Source organism: Pseudomonas sp. NPDC087814, assembly GCF_044742865.1.
GTDB lineage: Bacteria > Pseudomonadota > Gammaproteobacteria > Pseudomonadales > Pseudomonadaceae > Aquipseudomonas.
Window position 1 is genome coordinate 43422 of record NZ_JBIUVK010000011.1, and the last position, 12908, is coordinate 56329.

At 59.9% G+C, this 12908-nt stretch carries 12 protein-coding genes; 8 read left to right on the top strand and 4 right to left on the bottom strand.

Annotated features, from left to right (window positions below; translation table 11 throughout):
• Positions 1-9 precede the first annotated feature (9 nt).
• From ACIOMR_RS11500 to ACIOMR_RS11510, 3 genes are all read left to right on the top strand, one after another.
• Complete coding sequence (locus tag ACIOMR_RS11500; protein WP_401194160.1) at positions 10-4407, top strand: RHS repeat-associated core domain-containing protein; 4398 nt, start codon at positions 10-12, stop codon at positions 4405-4407.
• A 10-nt stretch (positions 4408-4417) separates the two neighbouring features.
• Entirely contained in the window at positions 4418-4615 is a 198-nt protein-coding gene (locus tag ACIOMR_RS11505) for a hypothetical protein (RefSeq protein WP_177028070.1), read from the top strand.
• 136 nt (positions 4616-4751) lie between these two features.
• The gene (locus ACIOMR_RS11510) at positions 4752-5126 is read left to right on the top strand and encodes a DUF4259 domain-containing protein (protein WP_017476744.1); all 375 of its coding nucleotides are present in this window, start codon (positions 4752-4754) and stop codon (positions 5124-5126) included.
• Positions 5127-5235: 109 nt separating this feature from the next.
• Here ACIOMR_RS11510 and ACIOMR_RS11515 read toward each other — a convergent pair whose 3' ends face one another.
• From ACIOMR_RS11515 to ACIOMR_RS11525, 3 genes are all read right to left on the bottom strand, one after another.
• Positions 5236-5511 (bottom strand): HU family DNA-binding protein, encoded by a 276-nt coding sequence (locus ACIOMR_RS11515; RefSeq protein WP_003213368.1) that lies wholly within the window; start codon positions 5509-5511, stop codon positions 5236-5238.
• Between the two features lie 191 nt (positions 5512-5702).
• Positions 5703-6851, bottom strand: a complete 1149-nt coding sequence (locus tag ACIOMR_RS11520) for an NAD(P)/FAD-dependent oxidoreductase (RefSeq protein ID WP_087693724.1) — start codon at positions 6849-6851, stop codon at positions 5703-5705.
• Between the two features lie 48 nt (positions 6852-6899).
• Positions 6900-7067: a rubredoxin gene (locus ACIOMR_RS11525; RefSeq protein WP_003213373.1), complete on the bottom strand. Its 168-nt coding sequence runs from the start codon at positions 7065-7067 to the stop codon at positions 6900-6902.
• A gap of 195 nt (positions 7068-7262) precedes the next feature.
• Between ACIOMR_RS11525 and ACIOMR_RS11530 the strand changes: the two genes are divergently transcribed.
• On the top strand, positions 7263-7826 hold the full coding sequence (locus ACIOMR_RS11530) for a chorismate lyase (RefSeq protein ID WP_008439472.1): 564 nt from the start codon (positions 7263-7265) through the stop codon (positions 7824-7826).
• Complete coding sequence (gene ubiA, locus ACIOMR_RS11535; protein ID WP_003213378.1) at positions 7826-8716, top strand: 4-hydroxybenzoate octaprenyltransferase; 891 nt, start codon at positions 7826-7828, stop codon at positions 8714-8716. The genes ACIOMR_RS11530 and ubiA overlap by 1 nt, the downstream gene beginning before the upstream one ends.
• Before the next feature lie 33 nt (positions 8717-8749).
• On the opposite strand, the gene ACIOMR_RS11540 is transcribed toward ubiA, so the two are convergent.
• Positions 8750-9130, bottom strand: coding sequence for a hypothetical protein (locus tag ACIOMR_RS11540; protein WP_003213380.1), 381 nt, complete (start codon positions 9128-9130; stop codon positions 8750-8752).
• A 152-nt stretch (positions 9131-9282) separates the two neighbouring features.
• On the opposite strand from ACIOMR_RS11540, the gene phoB reads away from it, so the two are divergent.
• The 3 genes from phoB (at position 9283) to ACIOMR_RS11555 (ending at position 12803) form a co-directional block, all read left to right on the top strand.
• Complete coding sequence (phoB, locus tag ACIOMR_RS11545; protein ID WP_003195617.1) at positions 9283-9972, top strand: phosphate regulon transcriptional regulator PhoB; 690 nt, start codon at positions 9283-9285, stop codon at positions 9970-9972.
• Positions 9973-10015: 43 nt separating this feature from the next.
• Complete coding sequence (gene phoR, locus ACIOMR_RS11550; protein WP_008439473.1) at positions 10016-11338, top strand: phosphate regulon sensor histidine kinase PhoR; 1323 nt, start codon at positions 10016-10018, stop codon at positions 11336-11338.
• Between the two features lie 124 nt (positions 11339-11462).
• Entirely contained in the window at positions 11463-12803 is a 1341-nt protein-coding gene (locus ACIOMR_RS11555) for a hemolysin family protein (protein ID WP_003213385.1), read from the top strand.
• The last annotated feature ends 105 nt before the right edge of the window (positions 12804-12908 follow it).

Below are 12908 nucleotides of genomic sequence, written 5' to 3' on the forward strand. Positions count from 1 at the left end.
GTCTGAACAATGAGTGAAGACCTCTGGGCTGCCCGCGAAGGCGACGCACTGCTGCACACCTCGGTGATGGCCGATATTCTCGGCGGCGTGCTGGAAGTGGCCGCCTATGCCGCACTCACTACCGTGGGCTGCCTGGCCGTTGCAGGGGCGGTTTTCCTCGCGACCGGTGCGACCATCGCCACAGGCGGCGTTGCATTGGTCTTGGTAGTGGGGGCAGTCGTTGGGATCACCGCAGGGCTCACAGGGGCTGACCTGAAAATATCCAGTTGGTGCGAGTCCGCCGCCAACTGGGTGTTCCCGCCGGTGATCGATGCCTTCATCACCAGCGGTTCGGACAACGTCTTCATCAATGGCAAAAAAGCTGCCCGCGCCGCAGGCAAGATGACTGCGGTTCCGGTCGCACCCAGCGAACCGCCAGCCCCCAGCTTCCTGGACATGGCCGGGGAGTTTTTCTCACAGATGTGGCGCCCGACCGTCGCCTCCCCCGCCCCCGGCACCGAGCCTTGCCCGCTGGACACCGTGGGGTGCAACAAGCACCCGCCAATGCCCCTGCAATTCATTGCCGAGGGGTCCAGCTCGGTATTCATCAATGGCCAGCCTGCGGCGCGCAGTGGCGATCGCAGCACGTGCGACGCCAAGATCGGCACAGCCCCGGGCCTGATCTCGCCGGATGTGCGCATCGGTGGCGGGACCATCGTGGTGCAAGAGATTCGCAGCGGCAAGACGCCGGGCGTGGGTTTGGCGATTGCGGTGGTGATGGCGTTGCGGGGCAACCTGAAGTGTTTCTGGACCAAGCTGCCGTGCCTGGTCGGTGGCTTGGTGGTGGGCGGTGCCATTTCGTATGCAACCAGCAAGGTCACCTCTGCGCTCAAGAGCGCCATGAATGGCTCGCCCAATCCGGTTCACAGCGCGACCGGGGCCAAGGTCCTGGGTGGGGACGAGGAGCTGGACTTCGTGCTGCCGGGCTTGCTCCCGATAGATTGGCAGCGTTTCTACAGCAGCCTCGACACACGCCAGGACGGCCTCTTTGGCGCGGGCTGGAGCGTTGCGTATGAAGTTTCGATCGAGATAGATGCAGACGAAAACCTGCTCTACATCGATGAGCAAGGACGCCGTCTGGAGATCGGCTACATCCCCTTGTCCGGCGGAGCATTCGACCCGGGCGAAGGCCTTGCGGTCAGGCGCAGTGCCGACGGCGCGGTATTGATCGAGAGCATCGACGGCCTGTATCGCCTGTTCGAGCCCGACCCGCTGAACAGCGCGCGGATGCGTCTGCAGCTGCTGGGTGATCGTAATGAAGGGCGGATCTTTCTCGACTACGACGCTCAGGGGCGGCTGTATCGCCTGCGCGACACCCATGACTTGATGCACGTCGAACTGAGCTACTCGGCTGAACACCCACGGCGCGTGAGCCACATCGAACGGCGTTATCTGCGCCAGGAACATTTCGATGCGCGCAGCGATGTGCTCGTCAGCTACCGCTATGACAGCAACGGCGACCTGGCTGAAGTGTTGGATGTGCAAGGCACAGCCCTTCGACGCTTTGCTTATGACAATGGCCGGCGAATGGTCGAACACCAGTTGCCGAGTGGCCTGCGCTGCTTCTATCAATGGAGTGCAGTGACCGGCCCCCACGGTGACGAGTGGCGCGTCAGCCGCCACTGGACAGACGCAGGCGATGAATACACCTTCGACTACGATCTCGACGCCGGCATTACCCGCGTGACCGATGGCCTGATGCGCGTCAGCACACGGCATTGGAACCCGCAGTACCAGATCACTCGCTACGTCGATAACCTGGGCCATACGTGGCAGTTCGAGTGGAGCGAAGATCGCCAGTTGCTCGGCGCGATTGACCCGCAAAACGGTCAGTGGCGCTTCAATTATGACGCGTCCGGCAACCTGAGCGCGGTGATCGATCCACTGTCCAGAACCAGCGGCACGCAGTGGCTCGCGCACTGGGCGTTGCCCCAAGTAGAGACCGACCTTGCGGGCAACAGTTGGCACTATCGCTATGACCAGCGAGGCAACTGCATCGAGGAAATCGACCCGCTGGGCAATAGCACGCGCTACGTCTACGACGGGTTCGGTCAACCAGTGCGCATCATCGACGCCACGGAAAAAACCAAAACGCTGCATTGGAACGAATGGAGCCAACTGGTCGAAGCGGTGGATTGCTCGGGTTATCCCACCCGTTATCAATACGATGCCTTTGGCAATATGGTGGTGCAGACCAATGCGGAAGGTGAGTCGGTTCGCTACCGGTACGGTCCTCAGGGGCTATTGCTGGAATGCCAGCTCCCGGATGGCCGCGTGGAACAGTTCCAGCGCAGCGCCAGCGGTTACCTGACGGCCCATGTCGACCCGGCCGGCAGCACCACGCGCTATGCCTATGACCTGCGTGGCCTGGTCAAACAGCGCTGGGATGCGCACAACCGCACGGTCATGTTCGACCATGACGCCTATGGCCGATTGCGCAAGCTGACCAATGAGAACGGTGAAAGCTATCGCTTTGAGTGGGACGCGTGCGACCGCATGGTGCGGCAGCAAGACCTCGACCAGAGTCAGCGCTGCTACACCTATGATCCGCTGGATGATGTCGTCGCCGTGGACTTCCTGCCGGGGACGGAAGGCGAACCGGTAGCGCCATTGTCACACCAGTTTCAGCGAGATCCGGTTGGACGCCTGGTCAGCAAAGTCACCGCCGACGGCACCACCGTTTACGAACATGATCTGAACGACCAACTGGTCGGCGTCACGTTCACCGCGATTGACGGTCAGCAGCAGCGACTGGGTTTCAGCTACGACGCACTGGGGCAACTGCTGCAGGAGCAAAGCACAGCGGGCTCCTTGCAGCATCACTACGACGAATTGGGGAACCTGATTCAGACCCAGTTGCCCGACGGTCGATGGCTCAACCGCCTCTACTACGGCAGCGGTCACCTGCATCAGTTGAATCTCGATGGGAAGGTCATCAGCGACTTCGAGCGTGATCGTTTGCATCGCGAAGTGCAGCGCACTCAAGGCCAACTCAGGACGAACACCGCGTATGACCGCAGTGGAAGGGTTCGCTCACGCCAGCGCCGCAGTATTGACCAACCGTGGCAGTTGCCGCCGTTGGTTGAGACTGACTACAGCTACGATCCCAGCGATAACCTGATCGGGCGTCGGCGTGTTGACCGTGTTCATGATCGGCAAGAGCAGTTGGGTTACGACAGTACCGAACGTATTCTCGTCAGCCATCAGGTGAGCCGGAGCGAAACCTACGCCTACGATGCAGCGGCCAACCTTTTGGACGGCCCACAACAAGGCGGCCTGGTACGGCACAACAGGCTGCTGACCTATCAAGACAAACGTTATAAATACGATGCTTTTGGCCGAATGATCGAAAAACGCAGCTCTGTTCGTGGCGTGCAGCGTTTCGCCTACGATGCTGAAAGCCGATTAGTTGAAGTACGCAATGAAAATGGCAACGTGGTCAAAATGGCCTACGACCCTCTGGGCCGTCGCATCGAGAAGACTGAACACGACAGCGTCGGGTACGCATTGGGCATAACGCGCTTCATTTGGGATGGATTGCGGCTCCTGCAAGAATACAAACACAGCCAGACTAGCCTCTATATCTATGAAGACGAAAGTTACAAACCCCTTGCCCGCGTAGATGGCAGCGGCCCACAGCAAAAAGTTCGCCATTATCACAATGATCTCAACGGCACGCCCGAGCAGCTAACTGAAACCGATGGACACACCATCTGGCAGGCGAGCTATCGAGTCTGGGGTGATGCCTTGGAGGAAGTGCGTGAGCCCTCTTACATCGAGGATCAAAATCTACGGTTTCAAGGGCAGTATCTGGATCGGGAGATTGGCCTACACTACAACACGCTGCGGTTTTATGATCCTGACGTGGGCAGGTTTACTACTCGGGATCCTATCGGGCTCAAGGGAGGTATAAACCTTTATAAATATGCACCGAACCCGATGTCTTGGGTCGATCCTCTAGGTCTGAGCCGATGCGCCCCCGGCACTGCGTCAGGCAAAGGCGTAACTATTACTAACAAATGGCTCAGAGGTAGCCATGGTAATGCCGGACTGTTCCCGGCTTCGATTGCCAATAAAATGAGAGGCAAAACGTTTAATACATTCAACGATTTCCGAAATTCATTTTGGAAAGAAGTTGCGATGGATAAAAATTTGTCAAAGAAATTCAGTCCTTCGAATCTCAAACGAATGCAGAATGGGAATGCACCTATCGCTCATGGTTCGCAATGGAACGGAAAAAACAGATCATATATACTCCATCATCGAGAACCAATACAGCACGGAGGAGGCGTATATAATATGGATAACTTAATGATCGTAACGCCGAAGTTTCACCTGGATGTGCTGGACAGGGATTATCACTTTTGAGGATTTAACCATGTCTCGCGACGAGTTAATAAAACTTATATTAAAAATTCAGCGAAACGAAGGAACTGAAGAAGAGGCAGATGCGGACATAGAACTATTGGTAAATAGTGTTTTAGATCCAGAAGCTGTCGACTACATTTTCCAGCATGAATGGACCGCCGAATTCATTGCCGACAAAATTATTTCGTACGCCCCTATAGTATTATGATACACGACCATTATAAAACCGATGGCCAGGTTGGAGAACATATAAAAGAGACAGATTTATTTAAATTAACGGCAATAAGATAAATTAAATAAATCCGTGCCGGTCACCGGCGGGAAAGTTTTCTGAGAAGTAAAAAATGGGCGCCTGGAATTACAATCCTTGGGAAAACGATGAAGCCGCCGACTGGTTTCAAGAATTTTGGAAACAACAGAATTTCGCAGTCCTGATCAACGAAATTAACCAGTTTGATCCCACTGAAGAACGTTATGACGCCTTTAGGGCTGCCTGTTATCTATTACAAACCCTGGGCAACCCCTATATATGGCCAGCGGAGCATTTGGCAGAACTGAAGCCCCTGATCCAGCGCGCGATTTCAATACTGACGCAAATGATTGACCCAACCAATGAAGACTTGGGGTTTCTTGATATGTGGGGAGGCAGTGCTGATGTCATCAAGGCAGTGGAGGAGCAAGTCGACGCTCTAAAAACGCGTTTAGGCGAACTGGCTTAATCTGGCATACGTACCAGCCCCCAACAAAAAATGGGCACCCGACCCAGTCGGCGTGCCCATTTTTCATCCCGCGCTCACACTCGCATGTGCGTAGCGCGTTCTACATGACTTACGGATTGACGCTGTCTTTAAGCGACTTGCCTGGCTTGAACGCAACGGTGTTGCTCGCCTTGATTTTCACCGGCTCGCCGGTTTGCGGGTTTTTGCCGGTGCGGGCGCCGCGGTGGCGCTGCAGGAAGGTGCCGAAGCCCACCAGGGTGACGCTGTCCTTGCGATGCAGCGCGCCGGTGATTTCTTCGAGTACGGCGTTGAGTACGCGGTTGGCCTGTTCTTTGGTCAGGTCTGCTTTTTCTGCAATAGCGGCTGCGAGTTCTGGTTTACGCATAAGTGAAGCCTCTTTGACGGTTTTTTGTTGTTATGTCCGTGCTGCTCTCTATCGGAGCAGCGCCCAAGGCGCCGCAGGCTCTACTCTGCGGCAGACGGGAGTGAGGATGGCATGCCATCGGGGCCTGCGCCAGTCTCACGGCGACCTTTCTACGGTCAAAATGATGCTTATTCCGACAGAACGACCAGCATTTACGCCAGCAGCGGCGGAAGTTCTTTGTTGAGGGCCAGTTTTTCCATCACGGCCGTGCCGGTCAGGGCGTACCCCAGCAGGCGCCCGCTGGCGTCGCGGCACAGGGCCTTGATGTCGCCGCCCTGCCCTTCGACGCTCCACACGCCTTCGGTGCCCCGTGGCGGTGGCGAGACGACCAGCGGGCAGACCGGGGTTTTTACCGTGACGGGCATAGGGCCGTAGCTGACGGCCGTCGCGTTACCCGCCAGGGTCTGGGCCAGGGCGCGGGCGCAGCTCATCAGGGGCATCACGTACAGCAGGTTCAGGCCATCGACCTCGGCGCAGTCGCCCAGGGCGTAGATGTTGGCGTGGGAGGTCTTGAGGTGGCGGTCGACCATGATCCCGCGGTTGATCTGCAACCCGGCGGCGGCGGCCAGGTCGACACGCGGGCGCAGGCCGATAGCAGACACCACCAGGTCACACTGGATCACTTCGCCATCAGACAAGTGGGCTTCCAGGCCGTCAGCGGTGCGCTGCAGGCGATTGAGCACCGGGCCCAGGTGGAAACGCGCCCCCAGGCCTTCCAGACCGGCCTGCACCGCTGCGGCGGCTGCCGGGTGCAGCAGGGTCGGCATGACTTGCTCGCACGGCGCCACCAGGTCGATCTCGTAGCCGCCGAGGATCAGGTCGTTGGCGAACTCGCAGCCGATCAGCCCGGCACCCAGCAACAGCACCCGGCGTTTTCCGGCCGCAGCGGCACGAAAGCGTGCGTAGTCTTCAAGGTCGTTGATCGGGAAAATCAGCTCGGCGGCGTCGCCCTGTACCGGCACCCGCACGGTTTCTGCGCCCCAGGCCAGGATCAGGTCGCGATAGGCCACCGCTTCCTCACCGATCCACAAGCGCTTGTGGCCCGGGTCGATGCCACTGATGCGGGTGTGGGTACGCACTTCGGCCTTCAGTTGCTCGGCCATGGCGCCCGGTTCCGCCATGCTCAGGCCGTCGGCTTCCTTGTTCTTGCCAAAGCCGGTGGAAAGCATAGGCTTGGAGTAGGAGCGCCCGTCATCTGCGGTGATCAGCAACAGCGGGGTTTCGCTATCGAGCTTGCGAAACTCCCGAGCCAGGTTGTAACCGGCCAAACCCGTGCCGACGATCACGACAGGTGCGTTCATTCCTTTCTCCTTGTAGTACGTTTCTTGAATTGCGACTTAAATCAGCAATCAGCCGATTTCGATCATTTCGAAATCCATTTTGCCCACGCCGCAGTCCGGGCACAGCCAGTCTTCGGGGACGTCCTGCCACAGGGTGCCCGGCGCGATGCCGTCATCCGGCCATCCGTCTTTCTCGTCGTAGATCAGGCCACAGACGACACATTGCCACTTCTTCATTACTTGTTTCCTCAGGTCCAGGCGCGTTGGCCGACGGTCGATAGATGCAACCTTGCCGTGCGGCTCAGGGCGTTTTGTACTGATCAGCAGGCGCAGATGCAAGCATGATCGACGCATGGGCCTGGCGCACTCCGGCAAAAGTCCAGGGCACCATGGTAAGCTCGCCGCCTCATTAACTGCCAATAATGACCCTCCGTGCCGCATTCAAACGCCCTTCCCGATGCTTGCCGATGGCTGACCCAGAGCCTTCTGAGCCCACTGCCCGCGCCGCTGACACTCAACTGGCTGTTCGATGAAGGTTCGCTGACCCGGCGCCTGACGCGCCTGTCCGACGATGGCTTCAGCGTGACGCCGTTGTTCGAAGGCTGGCAGCCACTGCGAGACGACGAATGTGCCACCCTGGACTTGCCCGCCGCCAGCATCGGCTGGGTGCGCGAGGTGTATTTGCGTGGCCATGGCCAGCCGTGGGTGTTTGCCCGCAGCGTGGCGGCCCGCAGCGCCTTGCAGGGCGACGGCTTGCACATGGATGAGTTGGGCAGCCGGTCTCTCGGGGAATTGCTGTTTTGTGACCACGCCTTCACGCGCCAGGCCATCGAGGTACGCCGCTACCCACGGGAATGGCTGCCCCCGGCGGACCAGGCCGATCACCTGTGGGCACGCCGCTCGCGCTTCGACCGCGGGCCGCTGAGCGTGCTGGTGGCCGAGATCTTCCTGCCCACCCTGTGGCAAGCCGTGCACGACCATCCGGAGCGTTTCTGATGTACCAGCGCCTGCTCAAATCCCTGAATCACCTGAACCCAAGGGCCTGGGACTTCATCCAGTTGACCCGCATGGACAAGCCCATCGGCATTTACCTGCTGCTATGGCCCACGCTGTGGGCGCTGTGGATAGCCGGCAAGGGTTCGCCATCGCTGCTCAATATCCTGATCTTCGTGCTCGGCGTGGTACTCACCCGGGCCGGCGGTTGCGTCATCAATGACTGGGCCGACCGCAAGGTCGACGGCCATGTGAAGCGCACCGAACAGCGCCCGCTGGTCAGCGGCAGGATCAGCTCGAAAGAGGCCCTGGTGTTCTTCGCGGTGCTGATGGTCATCAGTTTCCTGCTGGTGCTGCTGACCAACTCCATGACGATCTGGCTGTCTCTGGGCGGCCTCGCGCTGGCGGCCAGCTACCCGTTCATGAAGCGCTACACCTATTACCCGCAGGTGGTATTGGGCGCGGCGTTCTCGTGGGGCATGCCGATGGCGTTCACCGCCGAGACGGGCAGCCTGCCCGCCGCGGCATGGCTGTTGTACATCGCCAACCTGTTGTGGACGGTGGGATACGACACGTACTACGCCATGACCGATCGCGACGATGACCTGAAAATCGGGGTCAAATCCACCGCGATTCTGTTCGGCGATGCCGACCGGGTGATCATCCTGACCCTGCAGGGCCTGGCACTGGTGTGCCTGTGGCTGGCGGGGATGCGTTTTGAGCTGGGCGGCTGGTTCCACCTGGGCTTGCTGGCGGCGGCCGGGTGTTTTGCCTGGGAGTTCTGGTACACCCGGGACAAGGACCGGCTCAAATGCTTCAAGGCGTTTTTGCACAACCACTGGGCCGGGTTGGCGATTTTTGTCGGGATTGTCGCGGACTACGGATTTCGGTGAGAGGCCAGGCCCCTCACCCTTATCCGGCTCACATCAAGGCTTGGCGACCTTCCACGCCCCGTCCATTTTGCCTTCGCCGGTCATGTCACCGGCCTTCTTGTCCATGATGAAGGTGTAGAGCGGCTTGCCGCTGTAGGCCCACTGGCTTTTCTGGTCGTCACGGGTGATCACGGTCCACTTGCCCATGGGCTTGTCGGTGGATTCGGCCATCAACGGCGGCCAGTTGGTGGCGCACTTGTCGTTGCACATGGATTTGCCATCAGCGTCCTTGGCAAAGGTGTAGAGGGTCATGCCGTTGTGGTCCACCAGCATCCCGTCCTTGGTCATCGCCGGGTCTGCCGCAAACGCCAGTGTCGGCAGCGTTAACGCGGCCGTTACCAGCAGGGCTTTCCAGGAAAAAGTACTGTGAGTCATGGGAACCTTCCTTTTGTGGTTGTCAGGATTCGGACCCAAAGCGTAGTCCAGAGAGGCAAGGATTGCCCAGGCGACTAAATTACTGTCACACGACTGCAATAATTCCGTTATCTAATGCGGCGCAAGACAGTTAAATGACAAGAGGATTTAGCATGGTTGGCAGGAGCATTCTGATCGTTGACGACGAAGCGCCCATTCGCGAGATGATCGCCGTTGCGTTGGAAATGGCCGGCTATGACTGCCTGGAGGCGGAGAACTCCCAGCAGGCCCATGCCATTATCGTCGACCGCAAGCCGGACCTGATCCTGCTGGACTGGATGCTGCCCGGCACCTCCGGCATCGAACTGGCCCGCCGCCTCAAGCGTGACGAGCTGACCGGGGATATCCCGATCATCATGCTCACCGCCAAGGGCGAAGAGGACAACAAGATCCAGGGCCTGGAAGTCGGCGCCGATGACTACATCACCAAGCCCTTTTCCCCACGGGAACTGGTCGCCCGTCTGAAAGCCGTTCTGCGCCGTGCCGGCCCCACCGATGGTGAAGCGCCTATCGAAGTCGACGGCCTGATCCTTGACCCGATCAGCCACCGCGTGACCATCGACGGCAAACCCGCCGAGATGGGCCCTACCGAATACCGCCTGCTGCAATTCTTCATGACCCACCAGGAGCGCGCCTACACCCGCGGCCAACTGCTGGACCAGGTCTGGGGCGGCAACGTGTATGTGGAGGAGCGCACCGTCGACGTGCATATCCGCCGCCTGCGCAAAGCCTTGGGCGACGCTTACGAGAATCTGGTACAAACCGTGCGCGGCACCGGCTACCGGTTTTCCACCAAAGGCTGAGCCAGCCCGAACTGCCCAGACAGCTGAAAGGACGCGTGTTTAAGTGAACCAAAACTGGCATGGCACCCTGATCCGCCACATGCTCCTGTTGATCACCGGCTGCCTGCTGGTGGGCCTGGTCAGCGGCTATTACGGCTGGAGCCTGGCCGTCGGCCTGGGCCTTTACCTGGGCTGGACCCTCAAGCAACTGCTGCGCCTGCACGAATGGCTGCGCCAGCACAAACCCGACGAAGCACCACCCGACGGCTACGGCCTGTGGGGCGAGGTGTTCGACAGCATCTACCACCTGCAACGCCGCGACCAGCGTGTACGCGGGCGCCTGCAAGCGGTGATCGACCGGGTGCAGGAGTCCACCGCCGCACTGAAAGACGCGGTGATCATGCTCGACAGCGACGGCAACCTGGAATGGTGGAACCGCGCCGCAGAGACCTTGCTGGGTCTCAAGACGCCCCAGGACAGCGGCCAGCCGGTGACCAACCTGGTGCGCCACCCGCGTTTCAAGGAGTATTTCGAGCAGGACAACTACGAAGAAGCCCTGGAAATCCCGTCACCGACCAACGACCGCGTGCGTATCCAGCTGTACCTGACGCGCTACGGCAATAACGAACATTTGATGCTGGTGCGCGATGTCACACGCATCCATCAGCTGGAACAGATGCGCAAGGACTTCGTCGCCAACGTCTCCCACGAACTGCGCACACCGCTGACAGTGATCTGCGGTTATCTGGAGACGCTGCTCGATAACGTCGAAGACGTGAACCCGCGCTGGACCCGTGCCCTGCAACAGATGCAGCAGCAAGGCTCGCGCATGCAAACCCTGCTTAACGACCTGCTGTTGCTGGCCAAGCTGGAAGCCACCGATTACCCCTCGGACAACCATCCGGTGCCGGTGCAAAGCCTGTTGCAGACGATCAAGAGCGACGCCCAGGCATTGTCCGGGCAGCGTGAACAGCAGATCACCCTTGAAGCCGACCCGTCGATCCTGCTCAAGGGCAGTGAGGGCGAGTTGCGCAGCGCGTTTTCCAACCTGGTGTTCAACGCCGTCAAATACACCCAGGACAAAGGCAACATCCGCATCCGCTGGTGGGCCGACGACCAGGGCGCACACCTCAGCGTGCAGGACTCCGGGATGGGCATCGACGCCAAGCATTTGCCGCGCCTTACCGAGCGTTTCTACCGCGTCGACTCCAGCCGCAACTCCAACACCGGCGGCACCGGGCTCGGCCTGGCCATCGTCAAACATGTGCTGCTGCGCCATCGCGCGCGGCTGGAAATCAGTAGCGTGCTCGGCCACGGCAGTACCTTTACCTGCCATTTCCCGCCGGCCCAGGTGACACGTTCCCGGGTCCTTCATCAGGACGAGTGACCCTCCGCCCGGCAGCCGCCACTAGGCAAGCGCCCCGTCAGCCGCTACATTGGCGGACTTGCGCCTGCCTTTCAGGCCCACCTGCTCACCCTTTTCGATTAGACGGAACCCGCAAAACCCCATCATGGACCCTTCCCCTGGCATCACCCTCGCGACACTCTTCGCCGACTTCGGCATGATTCTTTTTGCACTGATCCTGGTACTGCTCAACGGCTTTTTCGTTGCGGCGGAATTTGCCATGGTCAAACTGCGCTCGACCCGGGTCGAGGCCATCGCCCACAAGAACGGCTGGCGCGGGCAGATCCTGCGCACCGTACACAGCCAGCTCGACGCCTATCTGTCGGCCTGCCAGTTGGGTATCACCCTCGCCTCCCTGGGCCTGGGCTGGGTCGGTGAGCCGGCCTTCGCGCACATCCTCGAGCCGTTGCTGGGGGCGATCGGTGTGCAGTCGCCGGAAGTGATCAAGGGCGTGTCGTTCTTTGCCGCCTTCTTCGTGATCTCGTACCTGCACATCGTGGTTGGTGAACTGGCGCCCAAGTCCTGGGCCATTCGCAAGCCCGAGTTGCTGTCGCTGTGGACCGCCGTGCCGCTGTACCTGTTCTACTGGGCCATGTACCCGGCGATCTACCTGCTCAACGCCAGTGCCAACGCCATCCTGCGCATCGCCGGCCAAGGCGAGCCTGGCCCGCACCACGAGCACCATTACAGCCGTGAAGAACTGAAACTGATCCTGCACTCCAGCCGTGGCCAGGACCCGAGCGACCAAGGCATGCGCGTGTTGGCCTCCGCCGTGGAAATGGGCGAGCTGGAAGTGGTGGACTGGGCCAACTCTCGGGAAGACCTGGTGACCCTGGACTTCAACGCACCGCTCAAGGAAATCCTGGCGCTGTTCCGTCGCCACAAGTTCAGCCGCTACCCGGTGTACGACGCCGTGCGCAACGAGTTCGTCGGCCTGCTGCACATCAAGGACCTGCTGCTGGAACTGGCGGCCCTGGACCACATTCCCGAGTCGTTCAACCTGGCCGAGCTGACCCGCCCGCTGGAACGCGTATCGCGCCATATGCCGCTGTCGCAACTGCTCGAGCAGTTCCGTAAAGGCGGCGCGCACTTCGCCCTGGTGGAAGAGGCCGACGGCAAGGTCATCGGCTACCTGACCATGGAAGACGTGCTGGAAGTACTGGTAGGCGACATCCAGGACGAACACCGCAAGGCCGAGCGCGGCATCCTCGCTTACCAGCCGGGCAAATTGCTGGTGCGTGGCGACACGCCGCTGTTCAAGGTGGAGCGCCTGCTGGGCGTCGACCTGGACCACATCGAGGCCGAAACCCTGGCCGGGCTGATCTACGACACCCTGAAGCGGGTGCCGGAAGAGGAAGAAGTGCTGGAAGTCGAAGGCCTGCGCATCATCATCAAGAAGATGAAAGGGCCGAAGATCGTGTTGGCCAAGGTGCTATTGCTCGACTAGGGCACACCCCCTGTAGGAGCGAGCTTGCTCGCGAAGGACGTTAACAATAACGCTGGGACCCTGACACCCGGCAGCGCCCTCAGGTTTTTCGCGAGCAAGCTCGCT